Raw genomic sequence first — 21,218 nt, 5'->3', positions numbered from 1 at the left:
TTCCCGTTCGCCCTCCAAGGCGGGCGGGTGCCTAGCGCCCGAGTTCGCTGCCCAGGGCCTCGTGCAGGCGCTCCACGAGGGCCTCGGCCTGTTCCGCGCTGGCGAGGTTGGTGAAACCCATCAGCAGCCCGGGCGCCGCCGGCGCCTCCAGGGTCCAGCAGGACAGCGCCTGCACCGCCAGTCCGGCGGCATTGGCACGGTCCGCCAGCCAGCCGTCGTCGACCCCCTTCCGCAGCCGCGCCAGCAGATGCATGCCGCCGGCCTGGCGGTTCACCGTCAGGTCCTCACCGAAACGCGCCGCCAGGGCTTGGGTCAGGTAGGCCCGGCGCTGCCCGTAGAGCCCGCGCATGCGCTTGAGGTGGCGGGCGAAATGGCCTTCGCCGAGGAAGTCGCCGACCACCGCCTGCAGCAGCGCCGGGCTGCCGCCGTGGAACAGCCGGGCGCAACGGCGGAAACGCGCGATTTCGTCGGGCGGCACCACCAGGTAGGCCAGGCGCAGGCCGGGGTACAGCACCTTGCTGAAGGTGCCGGTGTAGAGCACCCGGTCATGGCGGTCGAGGCTCTTCAGGGCCGGCAGCGGACGGCCGGTGTAGCGGTATTCACTGTCGTAGTCGTCCTCGACGATCCAGGCCTCGGCGGTCCTGGCCCAGTCCAGCAGGGCCAGGCGCCGCGCCAGGGACAGGGACACGCCCAGGGGGCTCTGGTGGGTCGGGGTAACCACCGCGAAGCGCGCCCGCGGTGCCCGGTCGAGGCCGACCTCGACCCGCAGCCCTTCGCCATCCACCGGTAACGGCACCAGCCGCGCCCCTGCTGCCGCCAGCTGCGCTCGGGCGAAGGGGTAGCCAGGGTCCTCGTACCAGCAGGCGTCGCCGGGTTGCAGCAGGGCGCGGCAGATCAGGTCGAGGGCGCCCGGGTAGCCGGCGGTGACGAACACCTGCGCCGGGTCGCAGGGAATGCCCCGGGCGATCCCCAGGTAAGTGGCGATGGCCACCCGCAGAGGGCCGTGCCCCGCCGGGTCGGGGTAGCCCAGGGCGGCCGGGTCGAGCCCGCGCAGCCGGCGCGCGGCGAGGCGGCTCCAGAGCGCCCGGGGAAAGGCATCCAGGGCCGGCAGGCCCAGCTGAAAGGGCCGCGGCGATGGCGGCGTCCCACCTGCGTCAGGGGAGGAGTCACGAGCGGCGGACGGCGCCGGGCCTGGCGGCGGTAGCGACAACCGGGGCGACACCACGGTGCCGGCGGGTCCGCGGGGCAGCAGGTAGCCTTCGCCGATGAGCAACTGGTAGGCGGCATCCACCGTGCCCCGGGCCACCCCCAGTTCGCTCGCCAGGGTGCGCACCGCCGGCACCCGGTCGCCCGGACGCAGCCGACCCTGGGCAATCGCATCGCGAAAACGCTGGTAGAGCTGACGGTACAGCGGCCCTCCGGCGCCGGCGGCAGGCAGGGACGAATCGAAGGGGAACGGCATGGTCCAGGTGTTTCTCTCGATCTTGGCTTTGCCGACTATGCCATGGCTCGCCTAGAGTGAGCGTCTTTCCTCGATCGGAGCCTTGCCATGAGCCCGTTGCGCCAGCCCTATTCCGAGCTATCCCCCGATGCCTACCACGGCCTGCTGGCGACGAAGAACGCCCTGGCACGCAGCAGCCTCGACGCCGCGCTGGTGGAACTGGTCTACCTGCGCGTGTCCCAGATCAACGGCTGCGCCTACTGCCTGGAACTGCACACCCGGGCCTTGCGCCAGCGGGGCGAGGACCCGGTACGCCTGGATGCCCTGGCCGGCTGGCGGGTCAGCCACCGTTTCAACGCGCGTGAGCGGGCCGCCCTGGACTGGGCCGAGTCCCTCACCCACATCGCCGAGACCCAGGCCCCGGACGCCGTCTACCAGCCCCTGGAGGCCCACTTCAGCCCGGCGGAGATCGCCGACCTGAGCATCGCTATAGCGTTGATGAACGCCTTCAACCGGCTGGCGGTGGGGATGCGTCAGTAACGGTCGACCGGCATCAGGGATTCCTCCAGCAGCCGGTCGCGCAAGCGCTCGCGGACCCGGCGCTCTTCCCGCAGACGGCTGCGCCAGCGGTCGCGGCGGTCGCTGTCCTGCTCGTCGTGGAGGCGTTCTTCGAGGCGGTCTATCTCGTCCTCGGTGTCGCGCAGCTCGCGGCGCAGGCCATAGAGCCGCAGGCCGGCTTCCTGGGCGCGAAAGAATGCCCGCTCGCCGGGCTGGCCGAGGCACACGTAGAGCGAGTCGTAGCCGTCCAGGCCCATACGCCAGCCACGCTCGGCGGTGCAGAAGGTGGGAATGCCGGTGTTCCAGCCGGCCAGGTAGGCGCCACGGTCGGGGCGCACGCCCACTTTGGCGCAGTCTTCGGCGTAGGCGTCGAGCCGGCCGCGGCCGACGCCGTTGGCGCCGTCCCGGTAGCCCACCGCGTGCCAGTCCGCCGAGCGGCACTGCTCGGGGCTCATGCTGGCGCAGCCGCCGAGGCCGGCGAGCAGGCCGGCGCCCAGCAGCGCGAGGCCGGTGCGCGGCAGGCGGCCCATCAGGCGCCGATACCGTAGCCGCGGGCCATCAGGGTGGCCAGCAGCGGCATGATCATCAGCAGCAGCAGCTCCAGGCGGATCGCCATGATCACCGCCCGGCCGCGCCCCGGGGTCACCGCGGGTATCTCGCCGGCGCGCAGCGCCTGGCGCCAGCTCAGGTAGGTGAGGGTGGGCAGGATCGACAGCACCAGCACCAGCAGGAACAGCCCCACCTTGGCGTGGAATACGCCGTTGTGCAGGTAGTAGGCGGGGCCCTTGGCGAACCACAACGCCCGCGCCGCGCCGCTGCCCAGCACCACCAGAGCGCACAGGCCGTAGGCGATGTCGATCCGCAGCAGGCTGCGGGCCCGGTCCAGGTCTAGAGGCAGGCGGAACAGCCGATGCTCCACCGTCAGCAGGCCGAACAGGATGAATATCGACAGGTAATGCAGGTAAGCGGCGAGGGCTTGGGCCATGATGGTTCCTTCGACCGTCGTCGGGGTGCGGGCACGCGTCCGGCGACCAGGATGAAATGACCCCAGGAGGATAAACGATGTCACTGTTCGCCATCGAAGAAGCGCTCGACCTGCCGCCTGCCGGGCCGGCACCGCTGCTGACCGGCGAGGGCGCGCTGCCGTCCGCTTTCGCCGTGACCGACCTGGCCGCCGAGAGCGTGACGGCGGTGGGCCTGGCCGTGGCCGACCTGCTGCAGCGCCAGGGCGATGCCCGGCCGGCGGTCACGGTGGATCGCCGCCTGGCCTCGTTCTGGTTCGCCAGCTCGATCCGGCCCCAAGGCTGGCAGTTGCCGCCATCCTGGGACCCCCTGGCCGGCGATTACCCGGGCCGCGACGGCTGGATTCGCCTGCACACCAATGCGCCCGCCCACCGGGCTGCCGTCGAGCGGGTCGTGGGCGCTTGCGCGGACCGTCCGGCCCTGGCCGCGCACGTGGCGGGCTGGGCGGTGGAGGCCCTGGAGCAGGCGGTGGTGGAGGCGGGCGGCTGCGCGGCGGTCATGCGCGACGCCGCGGCCTGGCGTGCCCAGCCCCAGGGACGCGCGTTGCAGGATGAACCGCTGATCGCCTGGACGACCACCGGCGAAGGGCCGCGACGCGCCTGGCCGGGCACCCCGGAACGGCCCCTGGCGGGCCTGCGGGTGCTGGACCTGACCCGCGTATTGGCCGGGCCGGTGGCCAGCCGCACCCTGGCCGGCCTGGGCGCCCAGGTGCTGCGCATCGACCCGCCGGGCTGGGATGAGCCGGGCCTGGTGCCGGACGTCACCCTGGGCAAGCGCTGCGCCCGGCTCGACCTGCGGCAGACCGCTGACCGTGCCACCTTCGAGGCGTTGCTGGGGCAGGCCGACCTGCTGCTGCACGGCTACCGGGCCGATGCCCTGGAGCGCCTGGGTTACGACGAAGCCCGCTGCCAGACCCTGGCCCCCGGGCTGATCGACGTGGCCCTGAACGCCTATGGCTGGACCGGCCCGTGGCGCAACCGGCGCGGCTTCGACAGCCTGGTGCAGATGAGCACCGGTATCGCTGCGGCGGGCATGGCCTGGCGCCAGGCGGCGCAGCCGGTCCCGTTGCCGGTGCAGGCGCTGGATCACGCCACCGGCTACCTGATGGCCGCTGCGGCGATCCGCGCCTTGGCCAAGCGCCGGGAGGACGGACTGGGCGCCTCGGCACGCCTGTCCCTGGCGCGCACCGCACGCCTGCTGGTGGAGCGATCGGCGCCCGCCGGGGCGGTGTCGCTGGCAGAGGAAACCGAGGCCGACCTGGACCCGGCGGTGGAGCGGGGCGCCTGGGGCGAGGCAAGGCGCCTGGCCTCGCCGCTGCGGGTAGGCGATCGGTCCCTGCACTGGTCGCTGCCGGCCTGCCCCCTGGGCAGCCACCCGGCGGCCTGGTGCTAGGTTCTGTACGAAAAGTGCCTGCGCTCGGTGATGCTGCGTTAAAAACAGGCTCAGAATGCCCATTTACAGCACGTAAACTCCGCTTCTTCGCCTGTTTTTGCCTTGCCTGACCTTCGCTCGACGACTTTTCGTACAGAACCTAGGCCCGGTACATAGGGCGCGTTTGGGAGGAGCGGGGCGCCCGACGAGCCCCGCGGTGCCCATCGAAGTCCTCAGCTGCCGACCCAGCCGTCGCGGCAGGCCAGGCGCCAGGCGAAGCCGCCCAGCCAAACGCCGCGTACCGCCATGAAGGCCAGGAACGCCAGCCATAGCCCGTGGTTGCCCAGCCCCTGCAGCAGCCAGCCCAGGGGCAGCGCCACGGCCAGGGCACCGAGCATGGCGTCGCGCATTTCCCGGGCCCGGGTGGCGCCGATGAACAGCCCGTCCAGCAGGTAGCTCCACACCGCCACCAGGGGCAACAGGGCGAGGTAGGGCAGGTAGCGGTAGGCCACCTGGCGGACCTCGGCGATGTCGCTCTGCAAATCCACCAGCAGGTCGCCCCGCAGCAGGAAGGCCGCGGCGAAGACGAGGCTCGCCAGCAGCGACCAGCCGCCCGCCACCACCAGGGTGCGTCGCAGGGCCTGGCGGTCGGCGGCGCCGATGGCGTGGCCGCAGAGCGCCTCCAGGGCATGGGCCAGGCCATCCAGGGCATAGGCGCACAGCAGCAGGCCGTTGAGCAGCAGGGCGTTGGCGGCGACCGTGGCATCCCCCAGGCGCGCGCCTTGCACGGTCATCAGGAAGAACACCGCCTGCAGCGCCAGGGAGCGGATGAAAATGTCCCGGTTCACCGTCAGCAGCGGTCGCCAGGCGGCCCAACGCCGCAGCGCCGGCCAGTCCGGCCGGCCGGGAAAGCGGCCGAGGGCGCCCCGGGCCAGGTACAGGCCCAGGGCCGCACCGCTCCACTCGGCGATCACCGCCGCCCGCGCGGCACCGGCCACGCCCCAGTCCAGCCCGAGGACGAACCACACCGCCAGGACGATGTTGCAGAGGTTGGTGGTGAGCAGGATCGCCAGGGGCCCGCGGGCGTTCTGAGTGCCCAGCAGCCAGCCCACCAGGGCGTAGTTGGCCAGGGCCGCCGGCAACCCCAGCAGGCGGGTATGGAAGAAGGTGCGGGTGAGGTCGTCGAGAGCGGCCGAGGGATTCATCAGCGCCAGGGCCGAGCGGCTCAGGGGCAGCGCCAGCAGCCCCAGCAGCAGCGCCAGGCCCAGGGCCAGCAGCAGCCCCTGGGCCAGCACCCGGCGCAGGGCGCCGCCGTCGGCACGTCCGGCGGCCTGGGCGGCGAAGCCGGTGCTGCCCATGCGCAGGAAACCGAGGCTGGCCACCAGCATCACGTACAGCGTGCTGCCCACCGCCACGGCCGCCAGCTGGTGGGCGTGGGGCAGGTGGCCGACCACCGCGCTGTCCACCAGGGTCACCAGGGGCACCGACAGGTTGGAGAGGATCATCGGCCCGGCCAGGGCCCAGACCCGGCGGTGGGTGGCGGTGTCGCGCCAGGCGTCGTGGAGCGGGTTCATGGGGTCTCCTTTTGGGGCGCGCAGTATACGGCCGGCTGCCCAGGGCGCGACGCGCGGCACGGAGTGTGCGGTGGCGCATGTTCGCATCCGGCCGCCCTCGTCGCGCCCGGCGGCCATCGGTATAGTGGCCACCACCGCCCACCCCGTGCCCTCCCGGAGTCCCCGAAATGTCGAAGAAAGGCCTGGTCCTCGCCTTCGCATTTGCGCTGCTCAGCGCCTGCGATTCATCCACGCCCCCCGCCAGCACCTCGCAGCAGGCCGCTTCCGCGCAGGCCCCTGCCGCCACGACCCCAGACGCGCGGCCACGCCCGGCGGTGGACACCGCGGCCCTGGCGAAGCGCTTCGAAGGGCGCGAGCTGAAGGTGGTGGACGTTTCCGAGGTGCAGCTAGACGGCGCCAGCGCGCTGTCGGTGACCTTCTCGGTGCCCCTGGACCCGGAGCAGAAATTCGCCGAGCGGCTGCACCTGACCGACACCGTGAGCGGCATCGTGGACGGGGCCTGGGAGCTGTCGGACAACCTCACCGAGCTGCACCTGCGCCACCTGGAGCCCAACCGCCAGCTGAACCTGACCGTCGACCCCACCCTGCGCGCGGTGAACGGCGCGACCCTCGGCCAGCCCAGCATGACCGGCGTGCAGACCCGCGACCTGAAGGCCAGCGTCGGCTTCGCCAGCCGTGGCTCGCTGCTGCCCACCCGCCTGGCCGAAGGCCTGCCGGTGATCGCGCTGAACGTCGACAAGGTGGAGGTGGAGTTCTTCCGCATCAAGGAAGACGCCCTGCCGAAGTTCCTCAGCCAGTGGGGCAAGCGCACCAGCGTGGACTACTGGGAATCCAAGCAACTGCTGCCCATGGCCGAACTGGTCTACGGCGGCCGCTTCGACCTGAAGCCGGCGCGCAACACCCGGGAAAACCTGCTGCTGCCCATCGGCGGCATCGAGCCGCTGAAGAAGCCCGGCGTCTACGTGGCGGTGATGCGCCCCTCCGGCCAGTACGACTATTCCCTGCCGGCGACCCTGTTCACCCTCAGCGACATCGGCCTCTCCACCCACGTCTACGATGATCGCCTGGACGTGTTCACCCAGGCGCTGGAGGGCGGCAAGGCCCTGCAAGGCGTCGAGCTGAGCCTGCTGAACCGCGACGGCGAGCTGCTGGAGAGCGGCAAGACCGACGCCGACGGCCACGCCCAACTGACCCTGCACGACAAGGCCGACGTGGTGCTGGCGCGCCATAACGAGCAGACCAGCCTGCTGCAACTCTCCACCCCGGCCCTGGACCTCGCCGAATTCGACATCGCCGGCCCGGCCAGCCATCGCCTGCAGTTCTTCGTCTTCGGCCCCCGCGACCTCTACCGCCCGGGCGAGACGGTGCTGCTCAACGCGCTGCTGCGGGACGAGGACGGCCGGCCCGTATCCACCCAGCCGGTGAGCGTCGAGCTGCGCCGCCCGGACGACCAGGTCAGCCGCAAGTTCGTCTGGGAGGCGGGCGAGGGCGGCTTCTACCAGTACAGCCTGCCGCTGTCGGCGGAGTCCCCCACCGGGCGCTGGCAACTGCTGTTCGACCTGGGCGGCGGTGATCGCCAGGTCTACGAATTCCTCGTGGAAGACTTCCTCCCCGAGCGCCTGGCCCTGGAACTCAAGGGCAATGACCAGCCCCTGCGGCCGGAGGAGAACGCCCACTTCGCCGTGGAAGGCCGCTACCTCTACGGGGCGCCGGCCTCGGGCAACCGCCTCAGCGGCCAGCTCTACGTGCGCCCGCTGCGGGAAGCGGTGGACGCGCTGCCCGGCTACCAGTTCGGCTCGGTCACCGAGGAAGAACTGAGCCAGGACCTGGAACTGGACGAGACCACCCTGGACGCCGACGGCCAGGGTGCGATGGACGTGGAGAGCCGCTGGCACGACGCCAAGTCCCCGCTGAAACTGATCCTCCAGGCCAGCCTGCAGGAGTCGGGCGGCCGTCCCATCACCCGCCGCCTGGTGCAGCCGGTGTGGCCGGCCGAGCGCCTGCCGGGCCTGCGCGCGCTGTTCGACGGCGAGGAAATCGACGCCGACGGGCGCGCCGAATTCGAGCTGCTGGTGGCCGACGCCGCGGGCAACAAGCTGGCCGCGGACAACCTGCGGGTGCGCCTGGTGCGTGAGCGCCGCGACTACTACTGGAACTTCGGCGACGGCGAAGGCTGGAGCTACCACTACAACGAGAAATACCTGACCCTCGACGAGCAGCAGCTCAGCGTGGCCGCCGGCGGCACCGCCAAGGTCGGCTTCCCGGTGGAGTGGGGCCCGTACCGCGTCGAAGTGGAAGACCCGGAGACCGGGGTGGTCAGCAGCGTGCGCTTCTGGGCCGGCTACCGCTGGCAGGACAACGCCGAGGGCGGCGCCGTGCGCCCCGACCAGGTCAAGCTGGCCCTGGACAAGCCGGCCTACGGCCAGGGCGACACCGCCCACGTCACCGTGACCCCGCCGGCGGCCGGCAGCGGCTACCTGCTGGTGGAATCCGCCGACGGCCCGCTCTGGTGGCAAGCCGTCGACGTGCCCGCCGAGGGCAAGACCTTCGACATCCCCCTGGCCGATGACTGGCAGCGCCATGACCTCTACGTCAGCGCCCTGGTGATCCGCCCCGGCGAGCGCAAGGCCAACGTCACGCCCAAGCGCGCCGTGGGCCTGCTGCACCTGCCCCTGGACCGCGCGCCGCGCAAGCTGGCGGTGGACCTGGAGGCGCCGGCGAAAATGCGCCCCAACCAGCCGCTGACGGTCAAGGTGCACGCCCGCAACGCCGACGGCAGCCCGGCCCGCAGCGCCCACGTGCTGGTGGCCGCGGTGGACGTGGGCATCCTCAACATTACCCGTTACCCGACCCCCGATCCGTTCGCCACGCTGTTCGGCCGCAAGGCCTACGGCGCCGACCAGTACGACGTCTACGGCCAACTGATCGAGGGCGGCGGCCGCCTGGCCAGCCTGGCCTACGGCGGTGACGCCGCCCTGGCGGGGGGCGGCAAGCGGCCCCAGACCAGCGTGACCATCGTCGCCCGCCAGGCACAGCCCGTGACCCTGGACGAGCAGGGCGAAGGCGAGGTCAGCGTGGACATCCCCGACTTCAACGGCGAACTGCGGCTGATGGCCCAGGCCTGGACCGACGAGCGCTACGGCATGGCGGAAGCCAAGACCGTGGTGGCCGCGCCCCTGGTGGCCGAGCTGTCGGCGCCGCGCTTCCTCGCCGGCGGCGACCGCTCGCAGCTGGCGCTGGACCTGACCAACCTGTCCGGCTCGCCCCAGACCCTCGCCGTGCACCTGGGCGTGGAAGGCCCGCTGGCCCTGGAGCAGGTGGACAGCCAGTCGCTGACACTGGCGGAGGGCCAGCGCACCACCCTGAAGATTCCGGTGCGTGCCACCGGGTCCGGCTTCGAGCAGGCCCGAGTGACCCTGGACGTGCAAGGCCTGGACATTCCCGGCGAGACCCTGCCGCCGTTCGCTCGCAGCTGGGCCCTGGGCACCCGCCCGGCCTACCCGGCGCAGACCGAGCAGTTCCGCGCGGTGCTCAAGGGCGAAGCGTGGACCCTACCGGCCGGCACCCTGGCCCAGTACGACCCGTCGGGCCTGGAAGCCATGCTGGCGCTGTCCAGCCGGCCGCCGCTGAACCTCGGCGAGCAGGTCCGCGCCCTCAAGGCCTACCCCTATGGCTGCCTGGAGCAGACCACCAGCGGCCTCTATCCGTCGCTGTACGCCGACGCCGCCACCCTGCAGCGCCTCGGCCTGCAGGGCGAGGCGGACGAGCAGCGGCGCAAGTCCATCGAGCTGGGCATCGAGCGCCTGCTGGGCATGCAGCGCTACAACGGCAGCTTCGGCCTGTGGAGCGCCGACAGCGAAGAGGAGTACTGGCTGACCGCCTACGTCACCGACTTCCTGCTGCGCGCCCGCGAGCAGGGCTTCGCCATCCCGCCAGAGCCGCTGAAGAAGGCCAACGAGCGCCTGCTGCGCTACCTGCAGGACCCGTCGCTGATCGAGATGGACTACAGCTACAACACCGAATACAGCCGCTTCGCCGTGCAGGCCTACGCCGGCTACGTGCTGGCCCGCAGTCAGCAGGCGCCTCTGGGCAACCTGCGCGCGCTGTTCGACCGTCGCGCCGACTCGCGCTCCGGCCTGCCTTTGGTGCAGCTGGCGGTGGCGTTGAAGCAGATGGGCGACGGCCCGCGTGCCGAGCAGGCCTTGCAGGCCGGCCTGGCGGTGAAGCGGACCGACAACGAGTGGTACCACGACTACGGCAGCCCGGTGCGCGACCAGGCGCTGATCCTCTCGTTGCTGGAGGAGAACGACCTGGCGGCGGACGTGCGCGAGCAGCGCCTGTTCGATCTGTCGGAGACCCTCGGCGTGCGCGACTGGCTGTCCACCCAGGAGCGCAATGCCCTGTTCCTCGCCGGCCGCGGCCTGCTGGGCAAGCCGGAGAAGAGCTGGAACGTGACCCTGACCGCGGGTGATCAGCAGCGCGAGCTGAGCGACGCCCAGCCGGGCCTGAAGCTGGACGGGCCGCTGCTGGCCGACCCGCTGAGCCTGCGCAGCACCTCCGAGGCGCCGCTCTACCAGCGCCTGACCCTGTCCGGCTACCCGCGCAAGGCGCCGGCGCCCGGTGGCGATAACCTCAGCATCGAGCGCCAGTACCTGGGCACCGACGGCCGCGCGCTGAACCTGAGCCAGCTGGAAAGCGGCCAACTGGTGCTGGTGCACCTGGCGGTCAAGGCCAAGGAGCGGGTCCCCGACGCCCTGGTGGTGGACATGCTCCCCGCCGGCCTGGAGCTGGAGAACCAGAACCTGGCGCAGAGCTCCGCCAGCCTGCAGGACGCCGGCGGCGAGGTGAAAAAGTGGGCGGAATCCATGCAGGAAAGCCCGCTGAAGCACCAGGAATTCCGCGACGACCGCTATGTCGCGGCGGTGGATGTGAGCGGCTACGAAACCCGGCACCTGCTGTACCTGGCCCGGGCGGTGACGCCGGGGACTTACCGGGTGCCGCCGCCCCAGGTGGAATCCATGTACCGGCCCACCTGGCGCGCCGTGGGCGCCGCGGCGGACGAGCTGGTGGTGAACGGCCATTGAGTCGACCCGCGAGCGCACCGCGGCAGCGGTGATGGCACGACGGGTCTGGCGCCTCCTGCGCCGGCCCTGGCTGTGCCTGCCGCTGCTGGCGGTCCTGCTGCTGGTGGCGGCCGACCGGCTGTTCCCGCTGCCGATGCCCGGCGACGACCTGGCGCGGGTGGTGCTGGCGGAGGACGGCACGCCGCTCTGGCGCTTCGCCGATGCCAACGGGGTGTGGCGCTACCCGGTGGCGGTGGGGGATGTTTCCCCCTACTACCTCGACGCCCTGCTGACCTACGAGGACCGCTGGTTCTACCGCCACCCCGGGGTGAACCCGGTGGCGCTGCTGCGGGCCGCCTGGCAGAACCTCACCGGGGGCCGCGTGCTGTCCGGCGGCAGTACCCTGTCGATGCAGGTGGCGCGGCTGCTGGACCCTCATGCGCGCACCCTGCCGGGCAAGCTGCGCCAGCTGTGGCGCACGCTGCAGCTGGAGTGGCACCTGTCCAAAGAGCAAATCCTCACCCTCTACCTCAACCGGGCGCCATTCGGCGGCACCCTGCAAGGGGTCGCCGCGGCCAGCTGGGCCTACCTGGGCAAGTCGCCGGCCCAGTTGACCCGTGCCGACGCCGCGCTGCTGGCGGTGCTGCCCCAGGCGCCCAGCCGGCTGCGCCCGGACCGCTACCCGGAACGTGCCCAGGCGGCCCGGGACAAGGTGCTGCGGCGCCTGGCGGAATTCGAGACCTGGCCCCGGGCGGCGGTGGACGAGGCGCTGGAGGAGCCGGTGCTCCTGGCGCCGCGCCGCGAGCCGCGCCTGGCGCCGTTGCTGGCGCGGCGGCTGAACGGTGCCGGCAGCCCGCCGCTGATCCGCACTACCCTCGACGCGACCCTGCAGCGGCGCCTGGAGGACCTGCTGCTGGGCTGGCGCGGCCGCCTGCCGGAGCGCACCTCGGCGGCGATCCTGGTGGTGGAGCACGAGCGCATGGCGGTGCGCGCCTACCTGGGCTCGGTGGACCTGGACGACGAGCGCCGCTTCGGCCACGTGGACATGGTCCAGGCGCTGCGCTCGCCCGGCTCGACCCTCAAGCCGTTCCTCTACGGCATGGCCCTGGACGCCGGGCTGATCCACTCCGAATCGCTGCTGCAGGACGTGCCGCGGCGCTATGGCGACTACCGGCCCGGCAATTTCTCCTCCGGCTTCAGCGGCCCGGTGTCCGCCAGCGAGGCCCTGGCCACCTCCCTCAACCTGCCGGCGGTGCAGTTGCTGGAGGCCTTCGGCCCGAAGCGCTTCGCCGGCGAGTTGCGCAACGCCGGGCTGCCCCTGAGCCTGCCTCCCCTGGCCGAGCCGAACCTGGCGCTGATCCTCGGCGGCGCCGGCACCCGCCTGCAGGACCTGGTGTCCGGCTACAGCGCCTTCGCCCGCGAAGGCCGCGCCGCGCGCCTGCGCCTGCAGCCCCAGGACCCGCTCCTGGAGCGGCGCCTGCTGTCCCCCGGCGCGGCCTGGATCGTCCGGCGCATCCTCGCCGGCCAGGCGCGGCCGGACCGCGACCCGCGGGCGCGGCTGGTGCAGCGCCCGCAACTGGCCTGGAAGACCGGCACCAGCTACGGCTTCCGCGATGCCTGGGCCATCGGTATCGGCCCGCGCTACCTGGTCGGCGTGTGGATCGGCCGGCCCGATGGCACCCCGGTGCCGGGCCAGTTCGGCCTGGCCTCGGCGGCGCCGCTGCTGCTGCAGGTCCACGACCTGCTGGTGAACCGCGACGCCCAGCGTGGCGCGCGGATTCCCGACGACCCGCAGCCGGCCTCGGTGGGCGTCGCGGCGATCTGCTGGCCGCTGGGCCAGCCGCTGGCCCGGGACGATGCCAACTGCCGCCGCCAGCGCTTCGCCTGGACCCTGGACGGCACCACCCCGCCGACCCTGCAGGCCGCCGACCAGCCCCTCGGCCTGGGGCTGCGCCAGACCGTCTGGCTGAACGCCGCCGGGTTGCGGGTCGACCCGACCTGCGCCGGCGCCCGGCCCCACGAGCTGGTGCTCTGGCCGGCGCCCCTGGAACCCTGGCTGCCCCGTCGTGAGCGGCGCAGCGCGCGCTTGCCGGCCAGCGACCCGGCCTGCCCGCCGAGCCAGCCAGCGCTGGCCGCGCCGCTGTCCATCGTCGGCGTGCGGCCCAACGACCGCCTCAGCCAGCCGGCCGGCAGCGCCGACCCGCTGCGGCTGAAGCTCGGCGCCCTGGGCGGCAGCGGGCGCCACTGGTGGTTCCTGGACGGCGCGCCGATCGGCGAGAGCGCCGTGGACGACAGCTTCAACCTGGAGCTGAAGGAGCCCGGCCGGCACCAGCTCAGCGTGCTGGACGAGGCGGGCCAGACGGCCCGCGTGGAATTCCAGGTGGGCCGCTGAAACCGCCCGCCGCGCACCCCGCGGCAGGCGCCTTCGGCGGTCTTGGACTTAACTGGAAGAGTTCCGCGCCACCGGCGGCGGGGTCGAACCCGCCCGCGGGCGTCCGGTCGAAGCCCAAGCCGGGGGCCGCCGCTCCCTTCTTTCCGCGAGGTCAATGCCGATGTCCGATGAAACGCTCACGCCCATTCCCGACCAGGTCGCGGCCTTTCGGGTCGCCGTGCTCGCGAAGCTCGCCTACTCGGTCGGCAAAGACGCCGAGCACGCCACCGAGCACGACTGGTTCGAGGCGGTCGCCCTCGCCACGCGGGACTACATGGTGGACTTCTGGCTCGACGACGAGCGGCGGACCCAGCGCAAGAAACAGAAGCGCGTCTACTACCTCTCCCTGGAATTCCTCATCGGGCGCCTGCTGTTCGACAGCCTGAGCAACCTGGGCCTGCTGGACATCGCCCGGGCGGCCCTGGCCGAGGTGGACGTGGACCTGGACCGCATCCGCACCCTGGAGCCCGACGCCGCCCTGGGCAACGGCGGCCTCGGCCGGCTGGCGGCCTGCTTCATGGAGAGCATGGCGACCCTCGGGGTGACCGCCCACGGCTACGGCATCCGCTACGAGCACGGGCTGTTCCGCCAGGCCATCGTCGACGGCTGGCAGCAGGAACAGACCGAGACCTGGCTGGACTTCGGCAACCCCTGGGAGTTCGAGCGCCCGGAAGTGGTGTACGCGGTGAGCTTCGGCGGCAGCGTCACCAGCATCACCGACGCCCAGGGCCATCAGCGGCAGATCTGGCAACCAGCGGAAACGGTGCGCGCGGTGGCCTACGACACCCCGGTGGTGGGCTGGCGCGGCGCCAGCGTCAACGCCTTGCGGCTGTGGCGGGCGCGGGCCACCGAGGAGCTGCACCTGGAGCGCTTCAACGCCGGCGACCACCTGGGCGCGGTGGCGGAGGTGGCCCGGGCGGAAAGCATCTCGCGGGTGCTGTACCCCGCCGACAGCACCGAGGCTGGGCAGGAGCTGCGCCTGCGCCAGGAGTACTTCTTCGTCTCCGCGTCCCTGAAGGACCTGCTGCGGCGCCATCTGAGCCAGCACAGCACGCTGCTCAACCTGCCGCAGCAGGCGGCGATCCAGCTCAACGACACCCACCCGTCCATCGCCGTGGCCGAGCTCATGCGGCTGCTGGTGGACGAGCACGAGCTGCCCTGGGACAAGGCCTGGGAGCTGACCGTCAACACCCTGTCCTACACCAACCACACCCTGCTGCCGGAGGCCCTGGAGAGCTGGCCGGTGTCGCTGATGGAGCGCCTGCTGCCGCGGCACATGCAGATCATCTACCTGATCAACGCCCACCACATCGACGCCCTGCGCGCCCAGGGCCTGCATGACTTCGACCTGCTGCGCTCGGTGTCGCTGATCGAGGAAGGCAACGGTCGCCGGGTGCGCATGGGCAACCTGGCGTTTCTCGGCTCCCACAGCATCAACGGGGTGTCGGCGCTGCATACCCAACTGATGCGCGAGACGGTGTTCACCGACCTGCACCGCCTGTATCCCCAGCGGATCAACAACAAGACCAACGGCATCACCTTCCGCCGCTGGCTGCACCAGGCCAATCCGGCCCTCACCCAGCTGCTGCGGGAGCACCTGGGCGATGGCGTGCTGGACAGCCCCGAGGAAACCCTGCCGCAGCTGGAGCCCTTCGCCGACAAGGCGGCGTTCCGCAAGCGCTTCATCGAGCAGCGGCGGCAGAGCAAGGTGGCCCTGGCCGCCCTCGTGCAGGAACGCCTGAACATCACCCTTAACCCGGACGCGCTGTTCGACGTGCAGGTCAAGCGCATCCACGAGTACAAGCGGCAGTTGCTCAACCTGCTACACACGGTGGCGCTCTACCAGGCGATCCGCGCCGAGCACACCACCGAGTGGGCGCCGCGGGTGAAGATCTTCGCCGGCAAGGCGGCCGCCAGCTATCACCAGGCCAAGCTGATCATCAAGCTGGCCAACGACGTGGCGCGCATGGTGAACAACGACCCTACAGTGCGCGGCCTGCTCAAGGTGGTGTTCCTGCCCAACTACAACGTCAGTCTGGCGGAGAGCATCATTCCCGCGGCCGATCTCTCCGAGCAGATTTCCACCGCCGGGATGGAGGCCTCGGGCACCAGCAACATGAAGTTCGCCCTCAACGGCGCCCTGACCATCGGCACCCTGGACGGCGCCAACGTGGAGATGAGCGAGCGCATCGGCCTGGAAAACATGTTCATCTTCGGCCTCACCGCGCAGCAGGTGAACGTGCGCAAGCGCGCCAACGACTACAACTCCGAGGCCGCCATCGCCGCCTCGCCGCGGCTGGCCGAGGTGCTGCTGGCGCTGCGCAGCGGAGTGTTCTCCCCGGACGACCCGGCGCGCTACGTGGGGCTGGTGGACGAGCTGACCTGGAACGACCGCTTCCTGGTGTGCGCCGACTTCGACGCCTACTGGGACGCCCAGCGCCAAGTCGAGAATCTCTGGCGGCAGCACCAGCGCTGGTGGCGCGCGGCGGTGCTGAACACGGCCCGCACCGGCTGGTTCTCCTCCGACCGCACCATCCGCGAGTACGCCACGGACATCTGGCACGCCCTGGAGTGAGCCCGGGGGCGGGCGGCCTGGCGCGGCGATTGCTTCCCGTTGCCAGGTCGGCGCGTCGGCGGCGGGGTTCCGTCGCGGCCGCGCCATCGTCGTCCCCTGCGTCCTGACCCCTTTCCGGAGAACCCGCGATGCGCCTTTGGCAACGCAGCATTCAGTGGCAACTGATCCTCAGCATGGGCGCGGCTCTGCTCGCCAGCATCCTCATCGTCGTCGGCATCTATTCGGCGGTGATGAACCGGCTGGTGGACCGCTACCTGCTGGGCGAGGCGCTGCCCCAGAGCGTCATGGCGATCCGCAACGACCTGGAACGGGTCCTCGCCCAGCCCCTCACCGCGGCCCGCGACATCGCCGAGAACAGCCTGGTGCGGGACTGGCTGGCCAAGGGCGAGGACCCGGCGCGGCAGGCGGACTTCGAGCGTTACCTGGCCGACGTGCAGGCGACCCACAAGGCCCTGGTGACCTTCATCGTCGCCCTGGACAGTGGCCACTACTTCACCGGGCGCGGCCTCGACCGTACCGTCGAGCGCAGCCGCGACGCCTGGTTCTACGGCTTCATGGACAGCGGCAAGGAGCGCTCCCTGGACATCGACATCGACCAGACCCTGCGCCAGCCGACCCTGTTCATCAACCAGCGCATCGTCCGCGACGGCAAGCCCCTGGGCATCGCCGGCCTGGGCTTCAGCCTGTCGGCCATGTCCGACATGGTGCGGGATTTCCACTTCGGCCAGAACGGCCGCATCTACCTGGTGAGCCGCGACGGCAAGGTGAAGATCCACCCCGACAGCACGTTCAACGACGCCCGCAGCCTGGCCGACCTCACCGGCGCCGAGGTGGCCACCCGGCTGCTGACCCCCGGCGACGAGGCGGCGGTGCGCTTCGAGCGCGACGGCGAGGAATACCTGGCGGTGGCCCGGCCGCTGCAGACCCTGGACTGGCTGCTGGTGAGCGAGGTGCCGGAGCAGGAAATCTACGGCGAGGCGCGCCAGGCGCTGCTGGTCACCAGCCTGATCGGCGTCGGCGTCGCCCTGCTGATGCTGGGCCTGGTGGTGCTGCTCTCCCGCGGGCTGGTGCGGCCGATCCGCCAGGTCACCGCGGCCCTGGTGGAGATCGGTGGCGGGGGCGGCGACCTGACCCGACGCCTGGACGTCAGCCGCGCCGATGAACTGGGCGACCTGTCCCGGGGCTTCAACCGCTTCCTGGAGAGCCAGCGCAGCCTGATCGGCGAGGTGCTGGCCACCAGCGAGCGACTGCGTGGCGCGGTGGCCCAGGTGTCCCAGGTGGTGGAAGACACTGCCAGCCGCTCCGGCCGCCAGCAGAGCATGACCGACCTGGTAGCCACCGCCGTGCACGAGATGGGCCTCACGGTGCAGGAGATTGCCCGCAATGCCAGCGAGGCGGCCGGCGCCTCCCAGACCGCCCGGGAAGAGACCGGTACGGCGCGCCAGGTGGTGGGGGAATCCATCGGGCACATCGAGCGCATGTCCGGCGACATCCGTGGCGCCGCCGAGGCGGTCAGCGAGCTGGCGTCCCAGGTCGCCACCATCGACCAAGTGCTGGCGGTGATCCGCGGCATTTCCGAGCAGACCAACCTGCTGGCGCTGAACGCGGCCATCGAGGCGGCACGGGCCGGGGAGCAGGGCCGCGGCTTCGCGGTGGTGGCGGACGAGGTGCGCACCCTGGCCAGCCGCACCCAGGCGTCCACCGATGAAATCCAGCAGATGATCCAGCGCCTCAAGGATGGTGCGGAGACCGCAGTGCGTTCCATGGAGGCGGGGCAGGCCGCTACCGGCACCGGTGTCGAGGCCAGCCGCCGCACCGGCCGCTCTCTGGAGGCGATCAACCAGCAGGTAGACCGCATCAGCGACATGAACCATCAGGTGGCTACCGCCACCGAAGAACAGACCTCGGTCACCGAGGACATCAACCGCAACGTGCAGGGGATCGCCGACCTGGCACGAGCCACCGCCGAGGACGTGCGGGGCTGCCGGGAAGACTGCCAGGCTCTGCGGCGCCTGGCGGACGACCTGGCGGCGCAGATGGGCAGCTTCCGCCTCTAGGGGCCACGTGCCCCTACGCGTGAAGGCGCCCTGGGGGCGACGCGCCGGGAGGCGCGTTCACCACTGCCGGACACCGCTTCTTCGCCGCATGCCTCGCCTGGCGTTGGCCCAGCGATCGGTACGAAAACCTCAGGACACCCGGAAACGGTTGGTCAGCTCCCGCAGGCGGCTGACGATCTGCGCCAGGGCCTGGCTGCTCTGGTCGATGTGGTTCACCGCTTCCTGGGTGGATTGGGCCACGTCACGGATGTTCACCAGGTTGCGGTTGATCTCGTGGGCCACCGAGGTCTGCTCCTCGGTGGCACTGGCGATCTGGGTGTTCATGTTCATGATGGTGTCCACCGCCTCGCCGATGCTGCGCAGCGCGGTGTCAGCCTCGCCGGCGTCCTCCAGGGTCTGGCGCGCGCGCTGCTGGCCCTGGTCCATGGCCCCGGCGGCATCCCGCGCACCCCGTTGCAGGCGCTCGATCATCTGCTGGATTTCCGCCGTGGACTGCTGGGTGCGCTGGGCCAGCGAACGCACTTCGTCCGCCACCACCGCGAAGCCGCGGCCCTGTTCGCCGGCGCGAGCCGCCTCGATGGCCGCGTTCAACGCCAGCAGGTTGGTCTGCTCGGCGATGCCTCGGATCACGTCCAGCACGCCGCCGATGGTGTCGCTGGCATTGGCCACGTCGGTGACCTGCAGCGAGGTGTCCTGCAGTTCGCTGGACAGCTGGGTGACCGCGCCCAGGGTGCGGCTGACGATCTGGCTGCCGGAGTTGGCCTCGCGCTCGGCGTTCATCGCTGCCTGGGCGGCGCCGGCGGCGTTGCGCGCCACCTCCTGGATGGTTTCGGCCATCTCGGTGGTGGCGGTGGCCACCTGGTCGGTTTCGGATTGCTGGCGGTCCATGTCCTGGCGCGCCTTGAGGGTCACCTGGCTGAGCTCCTCGCTCTGCCCGCGGACCTGCTCGGTGACCTGCTGCAGCGCCGAAATAGCCTCGCGGAAGCGCTGCAGCATGCTGTTGTAGGCCTGGGCGACGCTGCTGATCTCGTCGCGCCCGCGGCTGTCCAGGCGTGCGGTGAGGTCGGCGTCCCGCTCGGCCTGGCGCAGCGCCGCCAGCAGCGCTGCCAGGGGCTGGGTCACGCTGCGCGCCACCAGCCAGCCGCCGATCACGGTCACCAGCAGGATCAGGCCGACCACCGCCAGCATCGCCTCGCGAACCCGGTGGTAGACCTCCTCGGCCCGGTCCCGGGTGGCCTTGGCCTCGTTCAGCTGTACCTGGATCAGCGAACCGATGCTGGCGGTGATGGGGTCGATGGTGCGGTACAGCGGGCCGTTGAAGGCGGCCAGGGTGCCCTGCAATGGCTCCGGGGCGCCCTGCAGGAAGGCGATCGCCCGCTGGATGTCCTGGTTGGCCGCCTGGAACCGCTGGGCGGCCTCGGCGGACAGGTGCTGTTCCTCGGCGGTCAGGTGGGTGGCCTGGTAGCTGCGCCAGAGGGCGTCGATCTCCCGCTGGGCGGTGTTGAGGTTGGTCAGCGCCTCCTGCTTGCCCAGCAGGCCGTGGTCGGCCTTGTTCACCGTGTCGATGATATTGACCGCGTAGTAGTCGCTGATCTGCTTGAGCTGTTGCAGCGGCACCACGCGGTCGTCGTAGAGCTGGCCGACCCCGGCGTCGATGCGCGAGAAGCCATGCAGCGCCAGCCCCAGCAGCGCCAGGATAGCCAGGAGGGGAAGGACGACCAGCACCATCAGGCGGTGGGTCACTTTGAGTTTGTTCATGGTTGATCCTCGATCAGCGATGAGCCGTCCCTGCCGCGCGTATGGCTCCCTGCAAGCCAGTCTGGTTCAGGTTCTGCAAACGGTCAGAGGAAATAACAGAACTTTCGGATGGCTCACTGCTATTACTTCGGACTATCCGCCGAACGGTAGACCCTCAGCCGCGGCGGATCAGCCAGACGCCGCCGAGGATCAGCAGCAGGCCGGCCACCTTCATCAGGCTCACCGGCGCCTCGCGATAGCCCACCCAGCCGAAGTGGTCCAGCATCACCGCCATGCTCAGCTGGCCCGCCAGGACCAGCACCATGAACAGCAGCGCGCCGATGCGCGGCCCGGCGAACGCCGCGGTGGCGATGAACACCGCCCCCAGCAGGCCGCCGCACCATTGCCACCACTGCACGCCCTTGAGGGCTGTCAGGCTCGGCAGGTCGCGCTGCGCCAGCACCACCGTCAGCAACGCCACGGTGCCCACGCCGAAGGACACCAGGGCGGCGCACATCACGCTGGACACCTGCTTCGCCAGCAGGCCGTTGATGCCGGCCTGCAGGGGCAGGAAGGCACCGGCGATGAAGGGCAGGACGAGCAACCACCAGGCAAGGGGCATCGGGACGAACTCCAGGAGGTAAAAAGAGGGCCGCAGAGTATGCCAGAGCGACAGCGGCGCCTCGCGCTGTCCCCACGCGGTCACTGGCGAACTCTACAAAACGTCGAGCGTACCGCCGCGATGCGTCCGTCGTTATCGCGCCCACCATGCGGGCAATGCCGACAACCTGAATAACTTTGTTTTTTGTCTGAATTAAAAACATGAAAGTGCATGGGTCATTATTTGTTTGCGCAAATTAAATGCGGCGCGAAATTGATGGCGAAGTGCGATTGATTGTTGCCCTGCACCTTCCCCTTATTGTCGGTTTCGGGATTGTTGTCGACGGTAAGTGGCTGATGAAGAACGCGAAGCGACAAATTGAAAGTTGCGGAGTTAAAGTGCCAATTCCTTGATTGCACAGGGAAGTTTTAATTGATCAAACGAGCGAGCTAAAAAAGAGAGGTCCATTCGGCCCTTTCCGGTTTGCAAATCAAATGCACTGCACTAGTTTTTTAATCGCTTGCTGACCACGACGGTCAGCGTGCTTCCACGGTGAAACCGAAGTTCGGCGTTCACCCTTTCCGGTAAGTACGTGAATCAAGGAGATACCCCATGCAAACTGTCGAACAAGTCCGTGAAGAAGAGCTGCAACTGGACGATTGGTTCGAGGCCGAAACCCACGACGCTGCCGTGGACATGATGAAGAACGAAGCCGTCGTGCCGTTCGGCACCGCCATGTGGCCGTTCTGATCGCAGTCTGAAATACCCATCGGGGGGCGAATGCGGC

At 70.6% G+C, this 21,218-nt stretch carries 12 protein-coding genes and 3 pseudogenes; 8 read left to right on the top strand and 7 right to left on the bottom strand.

Annotated features, from left to right (window positions below; translation table 11 throughout):
- Nucleotides 1-31: 31 nt before the first annotated feature.
- A complete protein-coding gene (gene pdxR / locus FM069_RS14415; RefSeq protein WP_143489064.1) occupies nt 32-1,462 on the bottom strand; it encodes a MocR-like pyridoxine biosynthesis transcription factor PdxR in 1,431 nt (476 codons plus the stop codon).
- Nucleotides 1,463-1,549: 87 nt separating this feature from the next.
- Between pdxR and FM069_RS14410 the strand changes: the two genes are divergently transcribed.
- A complete protein-coding gene (locus FM069_RS14410) occupies nt 1,550-1,981 on the top strand; it encodes a carboxymuconolactone decarboxylase family protein (protein ID WP_143489063.1) in 432 nt (143 codons plus the stop codon).
- On the opposite strand, the gene FM069_RS14405 is transcribed toward FM069_RS14410, so the two are convergent.
- Together FM069_RS14405 and FM069_RS14400 are read right to left on the bottom strand one after the other, a co-directional pair.
- Entirely contained in the window at nt 1,975-2,529 is a 555-nt protein-coding gene (locus tag FM069_RS14405) for a DUF2799 domain-containing protein (protein ID WP_143489062.1), read from the bottom strand. The genes FM069_RS14410 and FM069_RS14405 overlap by 7 nt on opposite strands.
- Complete coding sequence (locus tag FM069_RS14400; RefSeq protein WP_143489061.1) at nt 2,529-2,984, bottom strand: DUF2214 family protein; 456 nt, start codon at nt 2,982-2,984, stop codon at nt 2,529-2,531. The genes FM069_RS14405 and FM069_RS14400 overlap by 1 nt, the downstream gene beginning before the upstream one ends.
- 77 nt (nt 2,985-3,061) lie before the next feature.
- Between FM069_RS14400 and FM069_RS14395 the strand changes: the two genes are divergently transcribed.
- Nucleotides 3,062-4,414: a CoA transferase gene (locus FM069_RS14395; protein ID WP_143489060.1), complete on the top strand. Its 1,353-nt coding sequence runs from the start codon at nt 3,062-3,064 to the stop codon at nt 4,412-4,414.
- A 212-nt stretch (nt 4,415-4,626) separates the two neighbouring features.
- Here the strand turns inward: FM069_RS14395 and FM069_RS14390 are convergent, their stop codons facing one another.
- Complete coding sequence (locus tag FM069_RS14390) at nt 4,627-5,967, bottom strand: MATE family efflux transporter (RefSeq protein WP_143489059.1); 1,341 nt, start codon at nt 5,965-5,967, stop codon at nt 4,627-4,629.
- Nucleotides 5,968-6,134: 167 nt separating this feature from the next.
- On the opposite strand from FM069_RS14390, the gene FM069_RS14385 reads away from it, so the two are divergent.
- The 5 genes and pseudogenes from FM069_RS14385 to FM069_RS22350 all read left to right on the top strand — a co-directional run bounded on the left by FM069_RS14385 (nt 6,135) and on the right by FM069_RS22350 (nt 18,093).
- On the top strand, nt 6,135-11,051 hold the full coding sequence (locus tag FM069_RS14385) for an alpha-2-macroglobulin family protein (protein ID WP_143489058.1): 4,917 nt from the start codon (nt 6,135-6,137) through the stop codon (nt 11,049-11,051).
- Between the two features lie 31 nt (nt 11,052-11,082).
- Nucleotides 11,083-13,422, top strand: a complete 2,340-nt coding sequence (gene pbpC, locus FM069_RS14380) for a peptidoglycan glycosyltransferase PbpC (protein WP_143489057.1) — start codon at nt 11,083-11,085, stop codon at nt 13,420-13,422.
- 160 nt (nt 13,423-13,582) lie between these two features.
- Entirely contained in the window at nt 13,583-16,036 is a 2,454-nt protein-coding gene (locus FM069_RS14375; RefSeq protein WP_143489056.1) for a glycogen/starch/alpha-glucan phosphorylase, read from the top strand.
- A 128-nt stretch (nt 16,037-16,164) separates the two neighbouring features.
- Nucleotides 16,165-17,229 (top strand): annotated as a pseudogene (locus FM069_RS22355) (HAMP domain-containing protein); the annotation flags it as partial.
- A 126-nt stretch (nt 17,230-17,355) separates the two neighbouring features.
- The gene (locus tag FM069_RS22350; RefSeq protein WP_407681591.1) at nt 17,356-18,093 is read left to right on the top strand and encodes a methyl-accepting chemotaxis protein; all 738 of its coding nucleotides are present in this window, start codon (nt 17,356-17,358) and stop codon (nt 18,091-18,093) included.
- 129 nt (nt 18,094-18,222) lie between these two features.
- Here the strand turns inward: FM069_RS22350 and FM069_RS22345 are convergent.
- The 3 genes and pseudogenes from FM069_RS22345 to FM069_RS14360 all read right to left on the bottom strand — a co-directional run.
- A pseudogene (locus FM069_RS22345) lies at nt 18,223-18,822 on the bottom strand (methyl-accepting chemotaxis protein); the annotation flags it as partial.
- Nucleotides 18,823-19,083: 261 nt separating this feature from the next.
- A pseudogene (locus FM069_RS22340) lies at nt 19,084-19,851 on the bottom strand (MCP four helix bundle domain-containing protein); the annotation flags it as partial.
- Between the two features lie 154 nt (nt 19,852-20,005).
- Nucleotides 20,006-20,452: a DMT family transporter gene (locus FM069_RS14360; protein WP_143489053.1), complete on the bottom strand. Its 447-nt coding sequence runs from the start codon at nt 20,450-20,452 to the stop codon at nt 20,006-20,008.
- A 591-nt stretch (nt 20,453-21,043) separates the two neighbouring features.
- Between FM069_RS14360 and FM069_RS21635 the strand changes: the two genes are divergently transcribed.
- Entirely contained in the window at nt 21,044-21,181 is a 138-nt protein-coding gene (locus FM069_RS21635; protein WP_178106754.1) for a hypothetical protein, read from the top strand.
- Nucleotides 21,182-21,218: the final 37 nt, after the last annotated feature.

The sequence above is a fragment of the Pseudomonas mangiferae genome, from assembly GCF_007109405.1.
Classification (GTDB): domain Bacteria; phylum Pseudomonadota; class Gammaproteobacteria; order Pseudomonadales; family Pseudomonadaceae; genus Pseudomonas_T; species Pseudomonas_T mangiferae.
The sequence above is the reverse complement of the archived record's forward strand: the minus strand, read 5'-3'. Positions and strand labels throughout refer to the sequence as shown.

Coding starts and splice junctions, on each gene's coding strand:
- pdxR (WP_143489064.1), bottom strand. CDS start 1,462: ATGCCGTTCCCCTTCGATTCGTCCCTGCCTGCCGCCGGCGCCGGAGGG.
- FM069_RS14410 (WP_143489063.1), top strand. CDS start 1,550: ATGAGCCCGTTGCGCCAGCCCTATTCCGAGCTATCCCCCGATGCCTAC.
- FM069_RS14405 (WP_143489062.1), bottom strand. CDS start 2,529: ATGGGCCGCCTGCCGCGCACCGGCCTCGCGCTGCTGGGCGCCGGCCTG.
- FM069_RS14400 (WP_143489061.1), bottom strand. CDS start 2,984: ATGGCCCAAGCCCTCGCCGCTTACCTGCATTACCTGTCGATATTCATC.
- FM069_RS14395 (WP_143489060.1), top strand. CDS start 3,062: ATGTCACTGTTCGCCATCGAAGAAGCGCTCGACCTGCCGCCTGCCGGG.
- FM069_RS14390 (WP_143489059.1), bottom strand. CDS start 5,967: ATGAACCCGCTCCACGACGCCTGGCGCGACACCGCCACCCACCGCCGG.
- FM069_RS14385 (WP_143489058.1), top strand. CDS start 6,135: ATGTCGAAGAAAGGCCTGGTCCTCGCCTTCGCATTTGCGCTGCTCAGC.
- pbpC (WP_143489057.1), top strand. CDS start 11,083: ATGGCACGACGGGTCTGGCGCCTCCTGCGCCGGCCCTGGCTGTGCCTG.
- FM069_RS14375 (WP_143489056.1), top strand. CDS start 13,583: ATGTCCGATGAAACGCTCACGCCCATTCCCGACCAGGTCGCGGCCTTT.
- FM069_RS22350 (WP_407681591.1), top strand. CDS start 17,356: ATGACCGACCTGGTAGCCACCGCCGTGCACGAGATGGGCCTCACGGTG.
- FM069_RS14360 (WP_143489053.1), bottom strand. CDS start 20,452: ATGCCCCTTGCCTGGTGGTTGCTCGTCCTGCCCTTCATCGCCGGTGCC.
- FM069_RS21635 (WP_178106754.1), top strand. CDS start 21,044: ATGCAAACTGTCGAACAAGTCCGTGAAGAAGAGCTGCAACTGGACGAT.